The 22,773-nt window shown below is 39.8% G+C and carries 21 protein-coding genes, 3 rRNA genes and 1 other annotated feature; of the genes, 1 reads left to right on the plus strand and 23 read right to left on the minus strand.

The window, feature by feature from the left end:
- Positions 1 to 11 precede the first annotated feature (11 nt).
- Complete coding sequence (ssnA, locus tag G6Q10_RS05355; protein ID WP_163653822.1) at positions 12 to 1,346, minus strand: putative aminohydrolase SsnA; 1,335 nt, start codon at positions 1,344 to 1,346, stop codon at positions 12 to 14.
- Positions 1,347 to 1,584: 238 nt separating this feature from the next.
- Here ssnA and G6Q10_RS05360 point away from each other — a divergent pair, with 238 nt between their 5' ends.
- Positions 1,585 to 2,226, plus strand: a complete 642-nt coding sequence (locus G6Q10_RS05360; protein WP_163653825.1) for a helix-turn-helix transcriptional regulator — start codon at positions 1,585 to 1,587, stop codon at positions 2,224 to 2,226.
- A gap of 163 nt (positions 2,227 to 2,389) precedes the next feature.
- Here G6Q10_RS05360 and rrf read toward each other — a convergent pair.
- From rrf to smc, 22 genes are all read right to left on the minus strand, one after another.
- A 5S ribosomal RNA gene (gene rrf, locus G6Q10_RS05365) occupies positions 2,390 to 2,505 on the minus strand.
- A gap of 75 nt (positions 2,506 to 2,580) precedes the next feature.
- Positions 2,581 to 5,514, minus strand: a 23S ribosomal RNA gene (locus G6Q10_RS05370).
- Between the two features lie 226 nt (positions 5,515 to 5,740).
- Positions 5,741 to 7,293: ribosomal RNA gene (locus G6Q10_RS05375) — 16S ribosomal RNA — on the minus strand.
- Together the 16S, 23S and 5S rRNA genes form the textbook arrangement of a ribosomal RNA operon.
- Positions 7,294 to 7,699: 406 nt before the next feature.
- Positions 7,700 to 8,932, minus strand: coding sequence for a peptidase T (pepT, locus tag G6Q10_RS05380; RefSeq protein ID WP_163653826.1), 1,233 nt, complete (start codon positions 8,930 to 8,932; stop codon positions 7,700 to 7,702).
- A gap of 47 nt (positions 8,933 to 8,979) precedes the next feature.
- Positions 8,980 to 9,498, minus strand: a complete 519-nt coding sequence (locus G6Q10_RS05385) for a DUF1697 domain-containing protein (protein ID WP_163653829.1) — start codon at positions 9,496 to 9,498, stop codon at positions 8,980 to 8,982.
- A 62-nt stretch (positions 9,499 to 9,560) separates the two neighbouring features.
- Positions 9,561 to 9,920: a 50S ribosomal protein L20 gene (rplT, locus tag G6Q10_RS05390; protein WP_163653832.1), complete on the minus strand. Its 360-nt coding sequence runs from the start codon at positions 9,918 to 9,920 to the stop codon at positions 9,561 to 9,563.
- Positions 9,921 to 9,954: 34 nt separating this feature from the next.
- Positions 9,955 to 10,155 carry a 50S ribosomal protein L35 gene (rpmI, locus tag G6Q10_RS05395; RefSeq protein ID WP_163653835.1) on the minus strand — a complete coding sequence of 67 codons (201 nt, stop codon included), beginning with the start codon at positions 10,153 to 10,155 and terminating at the stop codon, positions 9,955 to 9,957.
- Positions 10,156 to 10,176: 21 nt separating this feature from the next.
- Positions 10,177 to 10,692, minus strand: a complete 516-nt coding sequence (infC, locus tag G6Q10_RS05400) for a translation initiation factor IF-3 (protein WP_163655763.1) — start codon at positions 10,690 to 10,692, stop codon at positions 10,177 to 10,179.
- 67 nt (positions 10,693 to 10,759) lie between these two features.
- Positions 10,760 to 10,899 (minus strand) — a sequence feature (ribosomal protein L20 leader region).
- Positions 10,900 to 10,994: 95 nt separating this feature from the next.
- Entirely contained in the window at positions 10,995 to 11,339 is a 345-nt protein-coding gene (rplS, locus tag G6Q10_RS05405; RefSeq protein WP_163653838.1) for a 50S ribosomal protein L19, read from the minus strand.
- A gap of 132 nt (positions 11,340 to 11,471) precedes the next feature.
- Positions 11,472 to 12,206 (minus strand): tRNA (guanosine(37)-N1)-methyltransferase TrmD, encoded by a 735-nt coding sequence (gene trmD / locus G6Q10_RS05410; protein ID WP_163653841.1) that lies wholly within the window; start codon positions 12,204 to 12,206, stop codon positions 11,472 to 11,474.
- Positions 12,206 to 12,724, minus strand: a complete 519-nt coding sequence (gene rimM, locus G6Q10_RS05415; RefSeq protein WP_163653844.1) for a ribosome maturation factor RimM — start codon at positions 12,722 to 12,724, stop codon at positions 12,206 to 12,208. Before rimM ends, trmD begins: the two co-directional genes overlap by 1 nt.
- 9 nt (positions 12,725 to 12,733) lie before the next feature.
- Entirely contained in the window at positions 12,734 to 13,120 is a 387-nt protein-coding gene (locus G6Q10_RS05420; protein ID WP_163653846.1) for a YlqD family protein, read from the minus strand.
- A 77-nt stretch (positions 13,121 to 13,197) separates the two neighbouring features.
- Positions 13,198 to 13,767, minus strand: a complete 570-nt coding sequence (locus G6Q10_RS05425) for a YdcF family protein (RefSeq protein WP_163653848.1) — start codon at positions 13,765 to 13,767, stop codon at positions 13,198 to 13,200.
- A 90-nt stretch (positions 13,768 to 13,857) separates the two neighbouring features.
- Positions 13,858 to 14,592, minus strand: a complete 735-nt coding sequence (locus tag G6Q10_RS05430; RefSeq protein ID WP_163653851.1) for a gamma-glutamyl-gamma-aminobutyrate hydrolase family protein — start codon at positions 14,590 to 14,592, stop codon at positions 13,858 to 13,860.
- Positions 14,593 to 14,700: 108 nt separating this feature from the next.
- Positions 14,701 to 14,931, minus strand: coding sequence for a KH domain-containing protein (locus G6Q10_RS05435; RefSeq protein ID WP_163653854.1), 231 nt, complete (start codon positions 14,929 to 14,931; stop codon positions 14,701 to 14,703).
- A 13-nt stretch (positions 14,932 to 14,944) separates the two neighbouring features.
- Positions 14,945 to 15,217 (minus strand): 30S ribosomal protein S16, encoded by a 273-nt coding sequence (rpsP, locus tag G6Q10_RS05440; RefSeq protein ID WP_163653857.1) that lies wholly within the window; start codon positions 15,215 to 15,217, stop codon positions 14,945 to 14,947.
- Positions 15,218 to 15,346: 129 nt separating this feature from the next.
- Positions 15,347 to 15,586 carry a hypothetical protein gene (locus G6Q10_RS05445; protein ID WP_163653860.1) on the minus strand — a complete coding sequence of 80 codons (240 nt, stop codon included), beginning with the start codon at positions 15,584 to 15,586 and terminating at the stop codon, positions 15,347 to 15,349.
- Positions 15,579 to 16,049, minus strand: coding sequence for a hypothetical protein (locus G6Q10_RS05450; RefSeq protein WP_163653863.1), 471 nt, complete (start codon positions 16,047 to 16,049; stop codon positions 15,579 to 15,581). Before G6Q10_RS05450 ends, G6Q10_RS05445 begins: the two co-directional genes overlap by 8 nt.
- A gap of 317 nt (positions 16,050 to 16,366) precedes the next feature.
- A complete protein-coding gene (gene ffh, locus G6Q10_RS05455) occupies positions 16,367 to 17,725 on the minus strand; it encodes a signal recognition particle protein (protein ID WP_163653866.1) in 1,359 nt (452 codons plus the stop codon).
- Positions 17,726 to 17,736: 11 nt separating this feature from the next.
- Positions 17,737 to 18,069 (minus strand): putative DNA-binding protein, encoded by a 333-nt coding sequence (locus tag G6Q10_RS05460; protein WP_197914082.1) that lies wholly within the window; start codon positions 18,067 to 18,069, stop codon positions 17,737 to 17,739.
- Between the two features lie 109 nt (positions 18,070 to 18,178).
- Entirely contained in the window at positions 18,179 to 19,177 is a 999-nt protein-coding gene (gene ftsY / locus G6Q10_RS05465; protein WP_163653869.1) for a signal recognition particle-docking protein FtsY, read from the minus strand.
- 16 nt (positions 19,178 to 19,193) lie between these two features.
- Positions 19,194 to 22,751: a chromosome segregation protein SMC gene (gene smc / locus G6Q10_RS05470; RefSeq protein ID WP_163653872.1), complete on the minus strand. Its 3,558-nt coding sequence runs from the start codon at positions 22,749 to 22,751 to the stop codon at positions 19,194 to 19,196.
- Positions 22,752 to 22,773 lie beyond the last annotated feature (22 nt).

A 22,773-nucleotide genomic window follows, 5' to 3' on the forward strand; every position in this document is an offset into this window, starting at 1 on the left:
TCACCTTCTTTTTATTTATTTATTCGCTCAAAAAATGCTTGAGATTGTTCTTTTGCATCATACCAAATCTTTTCTTCATCTAATCCAATTATTTCGCGATTTTTCATTTTAACTTCCCCATTGATAATCGTGTCCGTCACTTGACGTCCGTTCACTCCAAACAAAATGTGTCCGTTTAGGTTTTCTTTCGTTATTGGCGTTGGCGATTTATAATCAAGGACAATCACATCAGCTGCTGCATTTTTCTCTAGCATGCCTAATTTTTTCTCAAAATAACGGTTTGCCATTCTCGCATTATTGTTAAATAACATCTCAGGAATTTCTATCCAACCCACGTTTGGGTCTCCTAAATGATGTTTATGAATGAGATTAGCAACTTTATAAGATTCGGTCATATCTTGCGTATAGCCATCTGTGCCAAGCCCAATCAATAATTGATATTTGTTCAATAGTTGAATCGCTGGTGGACATCCAACTGCATTCCCCATGTTCGACTCAGGATTTGTAACAACCATTGTATTGGTATCACGTAATAATTCCATTTCATATGGATTAATGTGAATACAATGCGCAGCCATTGTCTTTTCACCCAAGATATCAAAATCATATAAGCGATTTACAACAGCTTTATGATGTTCTTTTTTAGAATGAAAGACATCTGTCATCCCTTCTGCAACATGAATATGATACCCAATATCCGCTGGCTTATTGCTTGCGCAGTATTCTAATGATTCATTAGATAAAGTAAATGCAGCATGTAGACCAAACATTGCTTTTTGCATATCATGGCGCTCTTTTGAAACTTGCCTGCTAAATGCAACATTTTCTTGTACAGCCTTTTTCATTGCTTCTTTACCATGACGATCTGATACTTCATAACACAAACAGGTACGAACACCGAGCTTTTTAGCAGCTCGTGATAATTCAACTAAACTCCCCTCCGTTTCCCCGTAACTTGCATGATGGTCAAATACAGTGGTTACTCCATTTTTAATGGCGTCTAAATAAGAAGTCATTGCACTGTGATAACAATCTTTTAAGTTCAATGTTTGATCAATCTTCCACCATTGGTCTTTCAAAATATCCATGAAGTTTTGGGGATGATTTCCTTTTATGCTAAGTCCACGGGCAAAAGCACTATAGATATGATTGTGCATATTGATTAATCCTGGCATAATTATTCCGCCTCTTGCATCAATAAATTCTGCCTGGGGATACTTCTTGGTCAAATCATGTGTATTTCCTACTTCGGTAATGAATGTTTCAGAAATGGCTACACAACCATCTTCATAAAAATCATTTTTTCCATTTCTAGTAATAAGTTTGCCGTTCCCAATTAATAACATGTCCATCCTCCTATCATTTTTTTAGAGCAGAAACCGCTTACAAGGAATTAAAATAAAAACAAAAGATTTATGATCGATAGAATCTAACTTAATTCATTTAAAGTATAACATCAAAGCTAAAAAAAAACAATGCAAGCTAAAAAAAATTTTTATGTTTTTATGTTTAACTTGAATGCAATTTTTATACATGATATGATTATTTTAAGTAATTAAGTTGCCAAAAAGGAGTATCAATATTATGCTCACAGATGTGAAGCTAAATTTTTTAACACAGATTGCTAAAGGAATAGCAGAACAATTCGGACATAATTGTGAAGTCGTTATCCATCAAATCTTAAAAGATCAAGAAGTTGCGAGTATGATCGTCTCCATCGAAAATGGTCACGTTACTTCCCGTCGTTTAGGTGATGGCCCTTCACATGCGGTTTTAGAGGCTGTTAAAAAAAAACCCGCTAAACTAGAAGACCATACAAATTATTTAACGCGCACACATGATGGTCGAATTTTAAAGTCAAGCACCATTTACTTAAAAGATGAAAGTGGTACTCTCGATGGTATTTTTTCGATCAATTTTGATATTACTACGCTCATCGCTGCAGAAACAACGATCCAATCTTTAACAAAAGTAGACAAGAAAGAAGCCGATAAAGAGCCAGAGTACATTCCACAAGACATCAATGAGCTATTAGAAGATCTCATTGAAAAATCGGTTGAACTTGTTGGAAAGCCTGTTGCTCTTATGACAAAGGATGATAAGATAAAAGCTATCCAGTTTTTAAATAACAAAGGAGCCTTTCTTGTCACAAAATCTGGCGACAAAGTAGCTAAGTTTTTTAATATCTCTAAGTATACGCTATACAGCTACATCGATGCAAAATAAGCAGATTTTGCATACTTAAAGGCGTTTCGGTTTTTTCGACACAAATGAAGCAAAAGCGCCTTGATTTATTAGTTGATCTGCATATCTATTCTTTATTGTTTTTCACAGATTTATTTAATAAAAAAAAGACGATGGATAAAAATTTATCCATCGTCTTTTTTTTGCCCGGCAACGACCTACTCTCACAGGGGGAATCCCCCCACTACCATCGGCGCAGAGAAGCTTAACTACCGTGTTCGGGATGGGAACGGGTGTGACCTTCTCGCCATTGCTACCAGACTTATTCATTGAAAGATGATTCTTTCAAAACTAGATAAAAAGGGTGACTTAACCTGACTCCAAGAGTCTTTTTTTAAGGATAAGTCCTCGATCGATTAGTATTTGTCCGCTCCATATGTCGCCATACTTCCACTCCAAACCTATCTACCTGATCTTCTTTCAGGGATCTTACTTTCTTTCGAAATGGGAAATCTCATCTCGAGGGGGGCTTCACGCTTAGATGCTTTCAGCGTTTATCCCGTCCGCACATAGCTACCCAGCGATGCTCCTGGCGGAACAACTGGTACACCAGCGGTGCGTCCATCCCGGTCCTCTCGTACTAAGGACAGCTCCTCTCAAATTTCCTGCGCCCGCGACGGATAGGGACCGAACTGTCTCACGACGTTCTGAACCCAGCTCGCGTGCCGCTTTAATGGGCGAACAGCCCAACCCTTGGGACCGACTACAGCCCCAGGATGCGACGAGCCGACATCGAGGTGCCAAACCTCCCCGTCGATGTGGACTCTTGGGGGAGATAAGCCTGTTATCCCCGGGGTAGCTTTTATCCGTTGAGCGATGGCCCTTCCATGCGGTACCACCGGATCACTAAGCCCGACTTTCGTCCCTGCTCGACTTGTCAGTCTCGCAGTCAAGCTCCCTTGTGCCTTTACACTCTGCGAATGATTTCCATCCATTCTGAGGGAACCTTTGGGCGCCTCCGTTACTCTTTAGGAGGCGACCGCCCCAGTCAAACTGCCCACCTGACACTGTCTCCCCACACGCTAAGTGTGGCGGGTTAGAATGGTCATACAGCAGGGGTAGTATCCCACCATTGCCTCCTCGCACGCTGGCGCGCGCGGCTCTTCGGCTCCTACCTATCCTGTACAAGCTGTACAAACATTCCATATCAGGTTGCAGTAAAGCTCCACGGGGTCTTTCCGTCCTGTCGCGGGTAACCTGCATCTTCACAGGTACTATAATTTCACCGAGTCTCTCGTTGAGACAGTGCCCAGATCATTGCGCCTTTCGTGCGGGTCGGAACTTACCCGACAAGGAATTTCGCTACCTTAGGACCGTTATAGTTACGGCCGCCGTTTACTGGGGCTTCAATTCGCACCTTCGCTTACGCTAAGCGCTCCTCTTAACCTTCCAGCACCGGGCAGGCGTCAGCCCCTATACGTCACCTTACGGTTTTGCAGAGACCTGTGTTTTTGCTAAACAGTCGCCTGGGCCTATTCACTGCGGCTCTCTCGGGCTTTCACCCTATCAGAGCACCCCTTCTCCCGAAGTTACGGGGTCATTTTGCCGAGTTCCTTAACGAGAGTTCTCTCGCTCACCTTAGGATTCTCTCCTCATCTACCTGTGTCGGTTTGCGGTACGGGCCGCTCTACTCTTCCTAGAGGCTTTTCTTGACAGCGTGAAATCAGGAACTTCCGTACTTTAATTTCCTTCCCCATCACAGCTCATGCTTCGTAAGAAGCGGATTTGCCTACTTCTTACACTCACTGCTTGGACGCACCTTTCCATCTGTGCGCTTCCTTATCCTTCTGTGTCACCCCTTCGGTCAAACAAATAGCGCGGGTACAGGAATCTCCACCTGTTGTCCATCGCCTACGCCTATCGGCCTCGGCTTAGGTCCCGACTAACCCTGAGCGGACGAGCCTTCCTCAGGAAACCTTAGATATTCGGTGGAAGGGATTCTCACCCTTCTTTCGCTACTCATACCGGCATTCTCACTTCTAAGCGCTCCACCAGTCCTTTCGGTCTGGCTTCTCTGCCCTTAGAACGCTCTCCTACCACGAACATCTTACGATGTTCATCCACAGTTTCGGTAATACGTTTAGCCCCGGTACATTTTCGGCGCGGGGTCACTCGACCAGTGAGCTATTACGCACTCTTTCAATGGTGGCTGCTTCTAAGCCAACATCCTGGTTGTCTAAGCAACCCCACATCCTTTTCCACTTAACGTATATTTGGGGACCTTAACTGGTGGTCTGGGCTGTTTCCCTTTCGACTACGGATCTTATCACTCGCAGTCTGACTCCCGAAGATAAGTCAATGGCATTCGGAGTTTATCTGAATTCGGTAACCCGAGAGGGGCCCCTAGTCCAAACAGTGCTCTACCTCCATGACTCTCTACTTCGAGGCTAGCCCTAAAGCTATTTCGGAGAGAACCAGCTATCTCCAAGTTCGATTGGAATTTCTCCGCTACCCACACCTCATCCCCGCACTTTTCAACGTGCGTGGGTTCGGACCTCCAGTAAGTATTACCTTACCTTCATCCTGGACATGGGTAGATCACCTGGTTTCGGGTCTACGACCTGTTACTCTTTCGCCCTATTCAGACTCGCTTTCGCTACGGCTCCGCTTTTTCCACTTAACCTTGCAACAAATCGTAACTCGCCGGTTCATTCTACAAAAGGCACGCTATCACCCATTAACGGGCTCTAACTACTTGTAGGCACACGGTTTCAGGTACTCTTTCACTCCCCTTCCGGGGTGCTTTTCACCTTTCCCTCACGGTACTGGTTCACTATCGGTCACTAGGGAGTATTTAGCCTTGGGAGATGGTCCTCCCAGATTCCGACGGAATTTCACGTGTTCCGCCGTACTCAGGATCCACTCTAGAGAGAAGCACATTTCAACTACCGGGCTGTTACCGTCTCTGGCGGGCCTTTCCAGACCGCTTCGTCTATCTCCTTCTTTTCTTACTCCGTATTTGAGTGTCCTACAACCCCAAGAAGCAAGCTTCTTGGTTTGGGCTCTTTCCGTTTCGCTCGCCGCTACTCAGGAAATCGATTTTTCTTTCTCTTCCTCCAGGTACTTAGATGTTTCAGTTCCCTGGGTCTGCCTTTCTTTTGCTATGTATTCACAAAAGAATCCTATCTGACAAAAGATAGGGGGTTCCCCCATTCGGAAATCTCTGGATCAATGCTTACGTACAGCTCCCCAAAGCATATCGGCGTTAGTCCCGTCCTTCTTCGGCTCCTAGTGCCAAGGCATCCACCGTGCGCCCTTTCTAACTTAACCTTATTTCTTTCCTTATAAATAAGGAAAGGCATGTTCTTTGATCTGCGATGATCAAAGAAGGTTCATGCTTTATTTTGACTCGGTGTCTTGGTTTACACAAACCAATGGTTTGTGTGGTTTTCACTTTACTTTTTATCTAGTTTTCAAAGAACAATCTTTTTGAGAAGTTGCCCTCTCAAAACTGAACAAAAGAAGAAGAAAGCATCCTAGGCTTCCTATTCCTTAGAAAGGAGGTGATCCAGCCGCACCTTCCGATACGGCTACCTTGTTACGACTTCACCCCAATTATCTGTCCCACCTTCGGCGGCGGGCTCCAAAAAGGTTACCCTACCGACTTCGGGTGTTACAAACTCTCGTGGTGTGACGGGCGGTGTGTACAAGGCCCGGGAACGTATTCACCGCGGCATGCTGATCCGCGATTACTAGCGATTCCGGCTTCATGCAGGCGAGTTGCAGCCTGCAATCCGAACTGAGAATGGTTTTATGGGATTGGCTTCACCTCGCGGCTTCGCTGCCCTTTGTACCATCCATTGTAGCACGTGTGTAGCCCAGGTCATAAGGGGCATGATGATTTGACGTCATCCCCACCTTCCTCCGGCTTGCACCGGCAGTCACTTTAGAGTGCCCAACTAAATGCTGGCAACTAAAATCAAGGGTTGCGCTCGTTGCGGGACTTAACCCAACATCTCACGACACGAGCTGACGACAACCATGCACCACCTGTCACTTTGTCCCCGAAGGGTAAGCTCTGTCTCCAGAGTGGTCAAAGGATGTCAAGACCTGGTAAGGTTCTTCGCGTTGCTTCGAATTAAACCACATGCTCCACCGCTTGTGCGGGCCCCCGTCAATTCCTTTGAGTTTCAACCTTGCGGTCGTACTCCCCAGGCGGAGTGCTTAATGCGTTTGCTGCAGCACTAAGGGGCGGAAACCCCCTAACACTTAGCACTCATCGTTTACGGCGTGGACTACCAGGGTATCTAATCCTGTTTGCTCCCCACGCTTTCGCGCCTCAGCGTCAGTTACAGACCAGAGAGCCGCCTTCGCCACTGGTGTTCCTCCATATATCTACGCATTTCACCGCTACACATGGAATTCCACTCTCCTCTTCTGCACTCCAGTCTCCCAGTTTTGAGTGACCCTCCTCGGTTGAGCCGAGGGCTTTCACACCCAACTTAAGAAACCGCCTGCGCGCGCTTTACGCCCAATAATTCCGGACAACGCTTGCCACCTACGTATTACCGCGGCTGCTGGCACGTAGTTAGCCGTGGCTTTCTGGTTAGATACCGTCAAGGGATAAGCAGTAACTCTTATCCTGTTTCTTCTCTAACAACAGTGCTTTACGATCCGAAAACCTTCTTCACACACGCGGCGTTGCTCCGTCAGACTTTCGTCCATTGCGGAAGATTCCCTACTGCTGCCTCCCGTAGGAGTCTGGGCCGTGTCTCAGTCCCAGTGTGGCCGATCACCCTCTCAGGTCGGCTATACATCGTCGCCTTGGTAGGCCTTGACCCCACCAACTAGCTAATGTACCGCGGGCCCATCTATCAGTGACACCGAAGCGTCTTTCTTCATCGGTTCATGCGAACCGAAGATCTATGCGGTATTAGCACCTGTTTCCAAGTGTTATCCCCCGCTGATAGGCAGGTTGCCCACGTGTTACTCACCCGTCCGCCACTCACGAACACATATGAGCAAGCTCATGCGTGTTGTTCGTTCGACTTGCATGTATTAGGCACGCCGCCAGCGTTCGTCCTGAGCCAGGATCAAACTCTCATTAAAATGATGTTGAATACTTATTCATAAACATGAATAAGCTTCCTTACTCGTTAAACGGTGCTAGCAAATTTTTACTAACGTTTTTGATGGAAACGACTTTTCGTTTCCTATCCTAGGAATTTTGGGTGAAACATTTCGTTTCATCGCTTTTTCTTCTTTTTTGTTCAGTTTTCAAAGGGCAATATCTTACTTTAGACAACGTATATTAATATATCATGTACATTCGATAATGTCAATAGTTATCACATAAAATTGGTTAATATTTTAAATTAGAAAAAACATACTTTTCCTTTTCTCATCTATCTCATTTGTTCACCCTCAAGATAAGATTTCACCTAAGCAAAAAGCAATACGTCTCATAAAAAATGATTCCTTTGCTTTTTGCTCTGCAATACTTAAAGATAGCCATTCATGCGCGGTCTTCAAACAGCTTGGCCACTTCAATAATAACTTTCGTTGCATTTTCAAGACTTTCGACTGAAACATATTCAAATTTACCATGCATATTTTCGCCACCCGCAAAAATATTCGGCGTTGGCAAACCTTTAAATGACAGTTGTGAACCATCTGTGCCGCCTCGTATTGGCTTGATGATTGGCTCAATATTAAGTTTTTTCATTGCATCATGTGCGATATCAACAATTTCTTTTACTAGCTCAATTTTTTCACGCATATTGTAATATTGATCATTTAATTCAAGGATAATGTTTTCCTCGCCATACTCTTCCTGCATGTTTTTTACAATGTCGGCTACTTTGGTTTTTCTTTTAATAAAATTTAAATGATCGAAATCACGGATGATATAATTAGCCTTTGCTTGCTCTACATCACCTTCTAGTGAAATTAAATGGTAAAAACCTTCATATTCCTCTGTGTCCTCAGGTGCTTCTTCTTTTGGTAAGGCTTGGTTAAAAGCGATCGCTAGTTTGCTAGCATTCACCATTTTGTTTTTCGCTGTCCCGGGATGAATGTTATTCCCTTTAAAGACGATTTTTGCAGAAGCTGCATTAAAGCTTTCATATTGCAGCTCTCCTTGGGGACCTCCATCCATTGTGTAAGCATAATCGGCAGCAAATTTAGCAACGTTAAAACGCGCTGGACCACGTCCGATTTCTTCATCTGGTGTAAAAGCAACGCGAATTTTGCCATGTTTAATTTCTGGATGTTGGATTAAATAATTCATAGCTGTCATAATTTCTGTAATGCCGGCTTTATCATCAGCACCAAGGAGGGTTGTTCCGTCTGTTGTGATTAATGTTTGCCCTTTATAACCAGCTAGTTCTGGATATTTTTCCACTGATAATGTGATTCCTTGTTCTTTATTTAATACGATGTCTTTGCCATCATATTCTTCATGGATTTGTGGTTTCACGTCTTTACCAGTGAAGTCTGTTGCCGTATCAAGATGCGCTAAAAAGCCAATAACAGGAACGTTTTTGTTGGTGTTAGCAGGCAATGTTGCCATAACATAACCATTTTCATCCATGGCAACTTCTTCCATTCCGATTGCTTCTAATTCTGTTACTAAAATTTGGCCCAATTTGAGTTGACCACTGGTTGTTGGGCAAGTCGTACTTTCTTCGTTAGATTGTGTATCTACTTTAGCGTATGTAATAAAACGTTTAATTAGTTCATCTTTCATTTTTAACACTCCTTTTCATTTATTATAGTCATCTTTTTAAAAAAATTCTATTGTTTTTCCTTTAACATCGAAAGAAGCTTTAAGCTTGTTTTTAAATTTCTCGAAGTGACCGGTTGATTGGTTAATTGTTTGATCACTTTTTCAGATTTGATTTTATTTAATTCAGCGTGATTCGTTTGCACAAAAATAGTATTTTGACTAACGAGATACTGAGCATCTTGTTCAATTTGGCTATGATTCTTCAAGCTCGCATTGCTAAAATAAATAAGGACGCGCTCATCTTCGTTTTCCATAAATGGGCAGCTTGTCATAATTGTGTAAAAGCGAGCGGATGTAATAGCGATAACATGGATAGATAATTGGAAATTTTGTTGAATAATCGTTTGAATAGATTGCGCAACAGCTTTTTCAGTTGTATCGTCGCTTTCAAGAACGAGATTACCGCTTTGAATGTAACTTTCAACATTTTGAAATCCTGATTTTGTTAGGGTTTCTTTCAATGCTTTCATACTGATTTTATTTTTGCCACCAACATTAACCGCGCGAAGTAAAACAACAAATTCCATCTTTTTTCCTCCTCATAACATAAAAAACTGCAATTCACAAAAGCGAAATTGCAGTTTCAAAATTATTTAGTTAGTTCTTGTTTTGCTGTTTCAGCAAGGGTAGTAAATGCTTGTGCATCATTGACTGCAAGATCAGCAAGCATTTTACGGTTAATATCAATTCCAGCAAGTTTTAGACCATGCATTAATTTGCTATAAGAAAGATCATTTAAACGTGCTGCTGCATTAATACGAGCAATCCACAATTTACGGAAATCACGTTTTTTCTGACGACGATCTCTGTAAGCATATTGATAAGATTTCATTACTGCTTGGTTAGCTACTTTAAATAATGTATGTTTCGAGCCATAATATCCTTTGGCTAATTTAATGACTTTTTTACGACGTTTGCGAGTTACTGTTCCGCCTTTTACACGTGGCATAATGTCAACCTCCTAATTTTTTACAAAAGTTTTATTATTTCATCTTAGCGACCATTTGGCGGATACGTTTGAAATCGCCGGCCGATACCATTCCAGATTTACGTAGTTTACGTTTTTGTTTTTGGGATTTGTTAGCAAATAAGTGACTAGTATAGCCATGATTGCGTTTTAATTTTCCAGATCCTGTTCTTTTGAAACGTTTAGCGGAACCTCGGTGGGTTTTCATTTTTGGCATGAATGCTTCCTCCTCAAAACTTTACTTTTCCTTATCTGGTACAAGGACTAAGAACATTGAACGTCCGTCCATTTTTGGTCTTTGCTCAATTTTGCTAACATCGTTACAAGCTTCAGCAAAACGGTCAAGTACCTTTTGACCGATATCTTTATGGGTAATCGCACGACCTTTGAAGCGAATCGAACATTTTACTTTATCGCCTTTTTCAAGGAATTTGCGCGCATTACGTAGCTTTGTGTTAAAATCATGTTCATCAATGGTTGGACTTAAGCGTACTTCTTTCATAACGATGACTTTTTGATTTTTGCGAGCTTCTTTATCTTTTTTCTGTTGTTCAAAACGGAATTTTCCGTAGTCCATAATTCGAGCTACTGGTGGTTTTGCATTTGGAGCAACAAGTACAAGGTCAAGATTGGCTTTCTCAGCAATACCAAGTGCATCAAATTTGCTTTTCACACCTAATTGTTCACCATTTTGATCAATTAATCTTACTTCGCGTGCACGAATTCCATCGTTTACCAACATGTCTTTGCTAATTTTGAGCCACCTCCATGTTCTTTTGGTATAACAAGTCAGAAATAGCATCTCTATCTGTTTTACAAGTAAACAATAAAAAATGCGGGCTGCAATTTTGCGACCCGCACATTCAAAGTTACATCATAAAAGATGCAACGAACCATTTGAATTCTTTGCCTGAAAACAACAGTTGACGAGGCGAGAAGCGGGTTGCTTCTTCTTTCCTGTTTAATAACCTTATGTAGCATAACATAGAACGTTTTTCTTGTCAAACACAACATAAAGAAAAGCTCTTGATTACAAGAGCTTCAATCGCTATTAAATTAGCGAATTTCTTTAATACGAGCTGCTTTACCACGAAGATTACGCAAGTAGTAAAGTTTCGCACGACGAACTTTACCGCGACGGATAACTTCTAACTTCGCGATACGTGGAGTGTGTACTGGGAAAGTACGTTCCACACCAACGCCATAAGAAATTTTACGAACAGTGAAAGTTTCACTGATTCCTGCTCCACGACGTTTAATAACAACGCCTTCAAAGATTTGGATACGTTCACGAGTACCTTCGACTACTTTCGCATGTACACGTACTGTATCACCTGGTCGGAAACTAGGGATATCAGATTTTAATTGATCTTTGGTAATTTCTTCAATTAACTTGTTCATCTTATTTTCTCCTTCCAACAAACACTCATACACATATCAAATTGCGCAGCGGAATATCGTTATATACTGGAAACTTCCAGTCACTAGTATAGATTACCATAATCGCGTTTTACTGTAAAGTTTTTTTCTTGCTTAGCTTTGTTCTTGTTCGATTTCAGCAAGCCACTTTTCTTCCTCTTTACTAAGTGAATAATTTGCTAATAGATCAGGACGACGTAAAAAAGTCCGTCTTAATGATTCTTTATGACGCCATTTTTCAATTAATCCATGATTTCCACTTAGTAAGGTATCCGGTACTTTTAAGCCACGAAAATTACTTGGTCTTGTATAATGAGGGTGTTCAAGTAGACCTGTTGAGAATGAATCAGTGACAGCAGAGGTTTTGTTCCCGAGAGCACCTGGAAGAAGCCTAATCACACTGTCCATCATCGCCATTGCGCCAATTTCACCGCCAGTTAAAATATAATCTCCAAGTGAAACTTCATCTGTAACAAGCTCTTCACGAATGCGCTCATCATAGCCTTCATAGTGTCCACAAATAAAAATCAATTGCTCTTCTTGTGAAAATTCCTCGGCCATCTTTTGGTTAAATGGCTGACCCGCTGGATCCATTAAGATAATCCGCGGTTTCTTTTCATTTTTTCGCACTGCGTAAACAGCATCAAAAACAGGTTGAGCCTTAAGCAGCATGCCTGCTCCACCGCCATAAGGATAGTCATCAACGACTTGGTGCTTACCTTCTGCAAAATCACGAAAATTCGTCACGTTAACTTCCACTAGTTCTTTTTCAATCGCTTTTTTTATGATCGATTGATTAATAACTCCGTGAAACATTTCAGGGAAAAGAGAAAGGATATTGATTTCCATTAGTCTAACAATCCTGGAATGGCTTCAATAATAATTTCTTTTTGCTTTGTATCAATTGATTTTACAACGTCTTCAATATAAGGAATGAGAACGTCTTTACCATTTTTTTGTTTGATCACCCAGACGTCATTGGCGCCTGGTGTTAAAATCTCAGTAACTTCGCCAAGTTCTTCGCCACTAACTAACTTGACTTTTGAGCCGATAATTTCATGGAAATAAAAAGCATTTTCTTCTAGTTCTAAAAGTTGGTCAGCGCTTACTTTTAAAATTCCCTCTTTCATACGTTCCACTTGATTAATATTGTTGTATCCTTCAAAGGTTAATAAATCAAAGTTTTTGTGTACGCGATGAGATTTAACGATTAATTCTTCGGGTTCTTTTTTATTTTTAGCATAAAGTAATAGCTTGTTTCCAGGCTTATACCTTTCTTCTTTAAAATCAGTACGCGAAATCACACGAACTTCTCCCATCAACCCATGTGTGTTGACAATCTTTCCGACATTATATATTTTTTCCATTTTCCACCTCTAGCGTATTTCTGTTACAACTTCATCAGTTACAACAATGGTTTTATCAAAAAGCGTATCGTTCCATACATCTCCTACATTTACTTCAATGAGCGCTTCGATTTCACGTTCACGAACCTCACTTCCAAGCGGTAATACTTCAAGTTGATCCATTTGAAAATCGACTAGCTTCATTTTTTCATGGCGTAAATTTAATTCACGTTCAAAGTATTCAGTGATATTTTCTAGGTTGTACTTGTTTTTTCGTTCTACTTTTTTTCGTTCAAAATGGAGTTGATCGCTTTCTTGTTGCAGCATACGCTTTTGTTCGTTGTAGTAAGTAAGGAGCTTTGCTTTACTTTGCTTTGTTAAAACTTGTTTAACTGTTATTTTTTGAATAATTTTCATAACTTTCCTCCAGCTAAGCAAATTTATATCTTATACTCTATTTTAGCAGGTAAAAGAGGGATAGCCAAAGGTTTTCTTTATTTCCTGTCCATTAGCCAAGCGTAGGTAATGGCTAAAAACTCTCGGCAATAATCTTTTAAGCGCCTAGATGTTTTCGTTTTAATGGGGAATCCGCTTGCTTTTAAGCCCTTTTGTTTGGCGAGCATTAAAGCCCGGTACATGTGATAATCACTCGTAACGATCACAACACTTTTTAAATTAAAACGTTCTTTAGCATTGATAATGTTTTCTTTTGTTCTTTTGGACTTCGCTTCGATTTGGATTTGTTTCCGCGGGATCCCTCTTGTTTCTAGGTAATTTCCCATTACTTTTGCTTCAGCTTTACTTTCATTAGGGCCTTTGCCACCGCTTACGATAATCGTTATGTCTCGATGTTCATGGTAATAGTTAATCGCTCCATCAAGACGTTCAGCTAAAATTTTACTTGGCCTCGCTTTTTTTCCATTTACTTTTGCACCTAAAACAAGTACATTTTTCACGTTAGCGTCTGGTTTTGCTTTTCTTCCTTGATACATCTTCCAAATAATAAAACAACAATAAATAATGGCAAACAAAGCAATGACAATAACGAATGACAATTTTTTCATCTCTTTTCGCTCAACTTCCTAAAATTGATCTTGTTTCGTTTAACAATGAATGCTTAAAGGAAAAACAGACGGATATTTGTATGTATGATTTTATTTTAACTTATTTTTTTTGGCATGATCAATGAATAACTGAAAAAGGGCTTCACTTTCAGGATCCATCTTATACATAAGTTCTGGATGCCACTGGACACCCAGAAAGAAATTTTTACGATGCTTAAATTCAATCGCTTCAATCATTTGATCAGCTGTTCTTGCAACGACTTGTAAGTTTTTTCCTAAGCGATTTATAAATTGATGATGCAGACTGTTAACAAATTTTCCAGGATGATGAATTGTTTCAAGTAAGCTGTCTTTTTTAATGGTTATTTTATGTGAACCAAGCTGCTCATCAGCGTGTTGTTGGTGTTGAACGAGCGGTGCAGCTACTTTTGAACCGTCTTGATAAAGAGAACCTCCAAAGGCTACATTTACCAGTTGCATGCCGCGGCAAATAGCTAAAATAGGTTTGTTTCGCTTTAAAGCTGCGTCAACTAAACTTAGCTCGAATGCATCACGTGGTGGATAATAAACGCCCATTTCTGGAAGAGGCTCTTCATCATAAAAGTATGGTGAAATATCTTGTCCACCTGTCATTAACAATCCATCCAACAGATCTACCGCTGCGGTTGCCGCAGACGTATCACCAATTGGAAGGATAATTGGTAAACCGCCTACTTTTTGGATCACATCAATATAACGCTGTTGTGTATAAGCGACACGATGTCCATAAAAAGCATTTATTCCTTTGACAAGTTGATTTCCAGTAATTCCGATAATAGGCTTCATCCATTTGCTCCCCCGTTCTTTTTTTTATTTTACAATAGAACGAGCTAAAAAGCTTTATGTTTGCTTTTTACAGCAAAAAAACTCGCCTAAACGACGAGTTTTAAGTAGTTATTCAACAATTTCAAGACGGACTTTTTTATCATTTTTGATCGCAGCGGCGTAAACTAATGTCCGAATGGCTTTCGCAATACGCCCTTGCTTACCAATAATGCGTCCCATATCATTTTTATTGACGGATAACTTATAAACTAAATTTGAATCTGTTTCATCAATTCTGAGGAAAACATCTTCCGGGTGATCAACGAGTGGTTTTACGATGGCGAGAATCAAATCTTCCATGCGTCAAACCTCCTTATTTTCCTAACTTTTGATCATGGAATTTTTTCATAATGCCTTCTTTAGATAACAGATTACGAACTGTGTCAGAAGGTTTTGCACCGTTACTCATCCATTTTAATACAGCTTCTTCATCAATTTTAACTTCTGCTGGATTAAGAAGTGGATTATAAGTTCCTACAGTTTCGATTGAACGGCCGTCACGTGGGAAACGAGAATCAGCTACAACGATACGATAAAAAGGTTTTTTATTAGAACCCATACGTTTTAAACGAATTTTAACTGCCATGTTTTAATTACACCTCCATAAAGTCTTACATTCATTTATATTACCAGTAAAGCATTTGTTTGTAAAGTGTTTTTTCTTTACAGAATGAATTTTATTAAATGGTAGCTATTTTATGGATTTTAAACTGAATTATGACAGCTCTGGTGTTCCAAAATAAAAAGTAAGGTAGCCTAATAAGGATAAAATGAGTCCTAAACTTTGTAAAATGAGGGCAACGATTGCTACAACTTTTATCCAGTGTGCCTTAGTACTATTTCTAATGATAAGCACTGAAAAAATGATGCCAAAAACAGGGAGAATAAAAGCTAAAATTAGAAAACAGATGCGTTGAGCGTAATTCATGTTTAAATCTTGCTCGTTTTTATTCATAGTTATCCTTCCCCCGTTTAGCATAGTTAAAATATTCTTGGATCTCCTTTGAACCTGCCGAATTACCTGCTAAAACATAGTCTATCTTGATTGACTTTGATTTAGGATTATAAGTAAAATCATAAGTTATTTCACAATTTTCAACTTTATTTACCTCATTTTTATTTATTAACTTCTTATTATTAAAATAACGATTTCGTTGTAGTACAGTTTTTTTCCAGTTTTCATAGTCTTTTTTAGTCGTTATGACCTTATCCACCCAATCGCCGGCATTATCAGAACCATATTGATTATTTTGGATAACGTAAATTTCTTTTTGTGGCATGTGAGTTGCTTGTATCGCTTCTTCAATTGGTTTTTTCGCTTTCGCTTTTTGATAAAATAGATTTCCATAATAGTAACCTTCGATAATGACAACAATACCAATAACCAATATGAATATACTTAGCATGATTTTTTTCATAAATGTATCCTCTCTGAATTAATTAGTTCCTTTTTTGTTATTCCTTTCCTTTTCATCATAACATGAAACCGGATACAAAAACGAAAAATACCACAAATGAACAAACGGAAGTACATAAAAACTCCTGTTAAATTACATTATTAGCAATTATTTCTTAGTTAGTGGGTATATCTCCCTTTACTAGCTTGATAGGCTACAGACAAGTCTGGGCTTATACGGCGCTCATCACTTTGCAAGATATAACCTAAATACGAAGACTAGCGGATAACGTTTGAATTAGTCCACTAATCTTCGTATTTTTTCATATTCATTTAGAATTAAAACGGCATTTTAAAGCCATTAAATAATCCTTTTCCTTTTTTTCCTTTGCCACCCATGCCGCCGCTCATTTGTTTCATCATTTTTTTCATTTCGTTAAATTGTTTTAACAAGCGGTTTACTTCTTGAATGGGACGACCGCTTCCACGGGCGATTCGTTTTCTTCTTCCGGCGTTAATAATATCTGGATTTTCTTTTTCATTTTTAGTCATGGACTTGATAATTGCTTCGATGTGCCCAAGTTGCTTCTCATCGACTTGCATGTTGTCAAGGCCTTTCATTTTGTTTGCTCCTGGAATCATCTTCATAAGTTCATCAAGCGGACCCATTTGTTTGACTTGTTGTAGTTGATCGAGAAAATCATCTAACGTCATTGAATTTTCTTTGATTTTCTTTTCCATCTCGCGCATTTTTTCTTGATCAATATCGACTTGCGCTTTTTCAATTAAGGAGAGCACATCACCCATCCCAAGAATTCTTGATGCCATACGATCTGGATGGAAAGCTTCGAGGGCTTCCATTTTTTCACCTTGACCAACGAATTTAATTGGCTTTCCGGTAACAGCACGAATAGATAAAGCTGCACCACCACGCGTATCACCATCAAGCTTTGTTAAAATGACGCCGGTCACGCCTAATTGTTCATTAAAGCTTTCGGCAACATTAACGGCATCTTGACCTGTCATCGCATCCACCACTAGAAAAATTTCAGCTGGCTGGCTAAGTTCTTTTACTTCTTTCAGTTCACCCATCAGTGCTTCATCAATATGCAAACGTCCAGCTGTGTCAATGATCACATAATCAAGGTGTTCTTCTTTTGCTTTTTCAATCGCTTGCTTTGCGATTTCAACAGGGCTTACTTGATCGCCTAGCGAGAAAACAGGCATATTGAGTTGCTTTCCTAATGTTTCAAGCTGTTTAATTGCGGCTGGACGATAAATATCGGCAGCAACAAGAAGCGGTTTACGATTATATTTTTTGCGTAATAAATTGGCTAGTTTTCCTGTCGTCGTTGTTTTACCAGCACCTTGCAAGCCGACCATCATAATAACGGTCGGTGGGCGATCAGAAACAGCAATTTTACTTTCTTCTCCACCCATTAAATTGGTCAATTCTTCTTGAACGATTTTGATCACTTGTTGGCCTGGGGTTAAACTTTTCATTACATCAGAGCCAACTGCGCGTTCACTTACAGTTTTAATAAATGTTTTAACGACTTTAAAGTTGACATCAGCTTCAAGTAAAGCTAAACGAACTTCACGCATCATTTCTTTTACATCAGCTTCGGTAACTTTACCTTTCCCGCGAATTTTATCCATCGTTTCTTGGAGCCTTCCAGCTAATCCTTCAAATGCCATATCGATTCCTCCTAATCCATATTTTTCAGCTTATCTAGGAGTATGGTTACTTCACCTGTAAGCGCCTTTTTATCTTCAAGCTGACGGGTTAGTTGTTGAAGTAATGTTTCACGTGCTAGATATTTTGCAAGCATTCCCAGCTTTTTTTCGTAATTTTCAAGTGTTTCTTCGGTTCTTTTGATATTATCATATACGGCTTGACGACTGACTTCAAATTCCTCAGCAATTTCGCCTAATGAAAAATCATCAAGATAGTAGTGTGAAATATAGGCTTTTTGTTTTTCGGTTAAAAGCTCTTGATAAAAATCAAATAACAAATTGATTCGTGTTGTTTTTTCAAACAAGAGGACCACCTCTTCCTCTATTTAGATTACGTTTAAAATGTTCGTTTGTCAATGAAACGAAAAAATGTTCGTATTTAACGAGTTTTCCTAACTTCTAGATCGCAATGATTTAATCAGCTGCGTCCTTATTATTGTCAATAAAATCAGCGAATAAACCATAAACATACTCGGGGGCGTTGAATGGTTGTAAGTCATCCATTTTTTCACCTAAGCCGATAAACTTAACGGGAATCTTTAATTCATTTCTAATCGCTATCACGATTCCGCCTTTTGCTGTGCCATCTAATTTAGTTAAAACAATACCCGACACATCTGTTACTTCTTTAAATTGTTTTGCTTGGACAAAAGCATTTTGACCTGTTGTAGCGTCAAGTACAAGTAATACTTCATGTGGGGCATTTGGAATTTCACGTGCGATAACGCGCTTAACTTTTTCAAGTTCGTTCATTAAATTAACTTTGTTTTGCAAGCGACCTGCTGTATCACAAAGCAAAATGTCTGCGCCTTTAGCTTTGGCAGACTGAACTGCATCAAAAATAACTGCGGCAGGATCGCCACCTTCTCCGTGCTTGATAACATCAGCACCAACACGCTCGCCCCAAACTTCTAGTTGATCAATCGCACCAGCACGGAAAGTATCACCAGCAGCAAGAACGACTTTTTTCCCTTGTGTTTTATATAAATGGGCCATTTTACCAATGGTTGTTGTTTTGCCGACGCCGTTTACGCCGACAAATAAAATAACGGTTAAGCCTTCTTTTTGCAGATTGATGGTTGGTTCGGTTTCTTCCTCGCCTTGATAAATTCGTGCAAGTTTTTCAACAATCACTGCTTCGACATCTTTTGGATCGCTGATATTACGGAGTTTCACCTCTTGTTTCAACTCGCTGACAACTTCGATTGCAGTATCAAAACCAACGTCAGCACCGATTAATACTTCTTCTATTTCTTCAAAAAAGTCTTCGTCAACTTTTCTGTAACGCGCCATAATTTCATTCATTCTGCCTGAAAAATTATTTCTTGTTTTTGATAAGCCACTTTTGAATTTTTCCGTAACAGTATCTGTTTGTTTCGTTAATTTATCTTTCATCTTTTTGAAAAAGGTCAATTGACTTCACGCTCCTTTACTTAATTAGCTTGGCTGTTTCTTCTAAGCGAACAGAAACAAGCTTCGATACACCAGATTCTTGCATCGTTACGCCGTATAGTACATCGGCTTCTTCCATTGTTCCTTTGCGGTGTGTAATCACAATAAATTGTGTTTTAGATTCAAATTGTTTGAGATAACGGCTAAAGCGGATAACATTTGCTTCATCAAGAGCTGCTTCAACTTCATCGAGAATACAAAATGGAACGGGTCTAACACGAATGATCGCAAACAGTAAAGCAATCGCTGTTAATGCACGTTCTCCACCTGAACGCAGCGAAAGGTTTTGCAATTTTTTCCCTGGTGGTTGCACAATGATATCAATCCCTGTTGTAAGCAAATTCTCTGGCTCAAGCAAAACGAGTTCAGCTTTACCGCCGCCAAATAGTTCAGGAAATACGAGCGCAAATTGTTCTTTAATTGCGGAAAAAGTGAGCGCAAAACGTTTTTTCATTTCTTCATCCATTTCTTCCATCACTTTAAAAAGATTTTCTTTGGCTTCAAGTAAGTCCGTTTGTTGGTTGGTTAAGAATCTGAAACGCTCATCCACACGCTCAAATTCTTCAATTGCACCAAGGTTTACAGCGCCTAATTCTTCAATTGAGCGCTTTAATAAACGAACTTTACTCAAAGATTCGGCGATGGTAAGTTCGGGCACACACTTTTCAGATGCTTCTTTACGTGTTAGCGAGTAATCAGCTAAACGTTCTGTCCGATTTTTTAGATCCACTTCAATTTTACCGATTTTAATTTCTGCTTGGTTTTTTTGCTCAAGATAAAAGCTCGCTTGGTTACTCTTTTGTGTTAAAGCATCTTCTAATTGCTGAAGTTCTTGCTTTAAATCGCTGCGTTTATTTCGCGTTAATTCAAGTTGTTCTTGTGCTTGTTCTTTAGCAAGACGGATCTTTTCGATGGCTATTTTGGTCTCATTTTCATTAACATCTGTATTGGTTAATTGTTGTTTTAAATCGGAATATCTTTTTTCATTTGCTTCTTTTTGTTCATCTTGTTCCATTAAAGATTCTTCTACTCGAAGGACGTCTTGTTTTGCGGTTTGAAGCTGTTCTTTTTGTACAGCAATCACTGCTTTTAGTTCTGAAAGCGCGGTTTGATCGCGATCTAATTTACTTTCAAGTGCTTTACTTTCTGATACCATCTCTGTAATTTCTTTATCGGTTTGTTCAAGAGCTTTTGAGAGGGCTTGTTTCTTTTCTTCTAATTCTGCTTTTTGTTTCTCCAACTGGCTACGCTCATTTTCTTCATTGGCTTTTTCAAAGTCGTATAATTCAAGTTGTTTATTCAGCCGTTCGAGCGTTTCTTTTTCACGTGTTTCTTTTCCGACTAGCTCTTGTTCTTTGACGCGTAAATTTTCGCCCACTGCTCGAGTTTCTTCTAACTCGGCGCGCTTTAAGTGTAAGCTTTCTTTTGCTTTTTGCAAACCTCTTTCTAGAGGAAGCGTTTTTTGTTCTAAGGCGCTTAATGTTTGTGTGAGTTGTTCTAGCTCATTTTTACGTGATATGATAGAGGACTTGCCTTGCTTTGTAGCCCCTCCTGTCATCGAACCAAAAGCATTGACAACGTCGCCTTCAAGTGTTACAACACGATAACGATAATTAACGAGTTTAGCTAGGGCCCCTGCGCCTTTTAAATCTTTTGCTAAAATCGTTGTCCCAAGAATACTTGTCACAATCGGGGTGATTTTTGCTTCAAAAGAAATCACATCACTTGCAACAGCAATAAAAGCTGGCTCGTTTTCGAGCGCCTGACGAATGTTTGCGGGTAGTTCACGTGATTGAATGGTTGAAAGAGGTAAAAATGTAGCGCGTCCAGCACGTTTCTCTTTTAAAAAGGAAATAGCGCTGCGTGCCGATTCTGCATCATTTGTCACGATATTTTGGGCACTGGCACCAAGAGTGATTTCGATAGCCGTTTGGTAGTTTTCTGGAATATTGATTAGTTCAATAAAAGCGCCTAAAACACCTTTCAAATGGTCTTTCGCTTTCAAAACTTCACGTACACCTTGAAAAAAACCAGCATAATCATCCGCTAATTCAGCCAATGTTTCTTTGCGCGATTTTAATTGTTGTACTTTCTCATAATGACGATATAATGCCCTTTCTTCTTGTTCAAAAGCATCATTCTTTTTTTCTAAAACAGCTTTTACTTCAGAAAAAATCTCGATTTGTTCTTGTAGCTCTTGCTGAAGCACTTCTAAATGTTTTTTTGTTGCCAAAGCCGTTTCTTTCGTTTCGTTTCGTTCAGCGATGAGTTCGCGATTTTCGAGCTGCATTTTCTCAGCTCGATCATTCATCTGTATCAACTCACGCTCAATGTAGCCTATATCATTATGGACAGTAGTTTGTTCGTGTCTAATCTCAATATAATCACTTTTTTTATTTTCGATCGCTTCTTCTGAAAGGGCATCATAGCGGGCTAATTTTTTTTCAAGCTCAATTTGTGCTTTTTTTGACACTTCGAGCTTGATCTCTTTTTCCATTCTTACTGCTTCAAGTTCTTTTTTCTGCGCTTCGAATGCTGCTATTTTTGTTGTTAACATTGCCAAGGCTTCAGTCAAAGCTTGCTCATTTTCATTGCCATGTTTTTTGCGCTCTAAAACAAGGTTTCGTTCACCTTCTAGTTGTTCGAGATTTTCAGTTAGCTTAAGTAACGTCGCTTGTAGCTCTTCTAATGTATAGTCAGTTTCTGATAACAGGTGTTTTTTCTGGGAAATTTTGTTTTCTTCGGCATGCATTTGTTCGCGCATTTGAAGCAGAGCTGTTTGATTCTCGTCAAAAACTTGTTGTTTCTGATTTAATTCTTGAGTGAACTGCTCCATTTCGCGCACAATTAATGTCACTTCATACTTCTCAAGTTCTTTTTGCTGATAAAGGTAATCTTTAGCAATAGATGCTTGCATTTCAAGAGGTTCGTGTTGTGCTTCTAACTCATGTAAAATATCACTTACACGGTTTAAATTCTCTTCTGTTTCAAACAGTTTATTCTCAGCTTGTTTTTTACGTCCTTTATATTTTAAAACGCCAGCTGCCTCTTCAAAAATCGTACGACGTTCTTCTGGCTTACTATTTAAGATTTCGTCAATCTTCCCTTGTGAAATAATGGAAAAAGCTTCGCGTCCTACTCCTGTCTCCATAAATAAATCGACAATATCTTTCAAGCGACAACTTTGTTTATTAATCAAAAACTCACTATCACCATTACGATAAATACGTCGTGCAACAGATACCTCGCTATAATCAACAGGTAAAAAGCGGTCTTCATTCTCAAGGATAAGTGACACCTCAGCAAAATTGACCTGTTTTCTCGTATCGCTTCCAGCAAAAATAACATCGCCCATTCTGCCGCCGCGCAAGCTCTTGGCTGACTGCTCGCCTAACACCCAACGTATCGCTTCAGTAATATTGCTTTTTCCACTTCCATTTGGGCCAACAACCGCTGTCATTCCTGGTACAAAGTCAATCGCCACTTTATCAGCAAACGATTTAAAACCGTTCATTTCTAGTCGTTTGAGTAGCAACACTGCACCTCCTTTTTCGTTC

This window comes from Listeria sp. PSOL-1 (genome assembly GCF_902806445.1).
Lineage (GTDB): Bacteria > Bacillota > Bacilli > Lactobacillales > Listeriaceae > Listeria.

What these genes read in the sequence shown, in the direction of transcription:
- ssnA (WP_163653822.1), bottom strand. Translation starts at nt 1,346, where the DNA reads ATGTTATTAATTGGGAACGGCAAACTTATTACTAGAAATGGAAAAAAT.
- G6Q10_RS05360 (WP_163653825.1), top strand. Translation starts at nt 1,585, where the DNA reads ATGCTCACAGATGTGAAGCTAAATTTTTTAACACAGATTGCTAAAGGA.
- pepT (WP_163653826.1), bottom strand. Translation starts at nt 8,932, where the DNA reads ATGAAAGATGAACTAATTAAACGTTTTATTACATACGCTAAAGTAGAT.
- G6Q10_RS05385 (WP_163653829.1), bottom strand. Translation starts at nt 9,498, where the DNA reads ATGGAATTTGTTGTTTTACTTCGCGCGGTTAATGTTGGTGGCAAAAAT.
- rplT (WP_163653832.1), bottom strand. Translation starts at nt 9,920, where the DNA reads ATGCCACGTGTAAAAGGCGGAACAGTAACTCGCAAACGTCGTAAAAAA.
- rpmI (WP_163653835.1), bottom strand. Translation starts at nt 10,155, where the DNA reads ATGCCAAAAATGAAAACCCACCGAGGTTCCGCTAAACGTTTCAAAAGA.
- rplS (WP_163653838.1), bottom strand. Translation starts at nt 11,339, where the DNA reads ATGAACAAGTTAATTGAAGAAATTACCAAAGATCAATTAAAATCTGAT.
- trmD (WP_163653841.1), bottom strand. Translation starts at nt 12,206, where the DNA reads ATGGAAATCAATATCCTTTCTCTTTTCCCTGAAATGTTTCACGGAGTT.
- rimM (WP_163653844.1), bottom strand. Translation starts at nt 12,724, where the DNA reads ATGGAAAAAATATATAATGTCGGAAAGATTGTCAACACACATGGGTTG.
- G6Q10_RS05420 (WP_163653846.1), bottom strand. Translation starts at nt 13,120, where the DNA reads ATGAAAATTATTCAAAAAATAACAGTTAAACAAGTTTTAACAAAGCAA.
- G6Q10_RS05425 (WP_163653848.1), bottom strand. Translation starts at nt 13,767, where the DNA reads ATGAAAAAATTGTCATTCGTTATTGTCATTGCTTTGTTTGCCATTATT.
- G6Q10_RS05430 (WP_163653851.1), bottom strand. Translation starts at nt 14,592, where the DNA reads ATGAAGCCTATTATCGGAATTACTGGAAATCAACTTGTCAAAGGAATA.
- G6Q10_RS05435 (WP_163653854.1), bottom strand. Translation starts at nt 14,931, where the DNA reads ATGGAAGATTTGATTCTCGCCATCGTAAAACCACTCGTTGATCACCCG.
- rpsP (WP_163653857.1), bottom strand. Translation starts at nt 15,217, where the DNA reads ATGGCAGTTAAAATTCGTTTAAAACGTATGGGTTCTAATAAAAAACCT.
- G6Q10_RS05445 (WP_163653860.1), bottom strand. Translation starts at nt 15,586, where the DNA reads ATGAATAAAAACGAGCAAGATTTAAACATGAATTACGCTCAACGCATC.
- G6Q10_RS05450 (WP_163653863.1), bottom strand. Translation starts at nt 16,049, where the DNA reads ATGAAAAAAATCATGCTAAGTATATTCATATTGGTTATTGGTATTGTT.
- ffh (WP_163653866.1), bottom strand. Translation starts at nt 17,725, where the DNA reads ATGGCATTTGAAGGATTAGCTGGAAGGCTCCAAGAAACGATGGATAAA.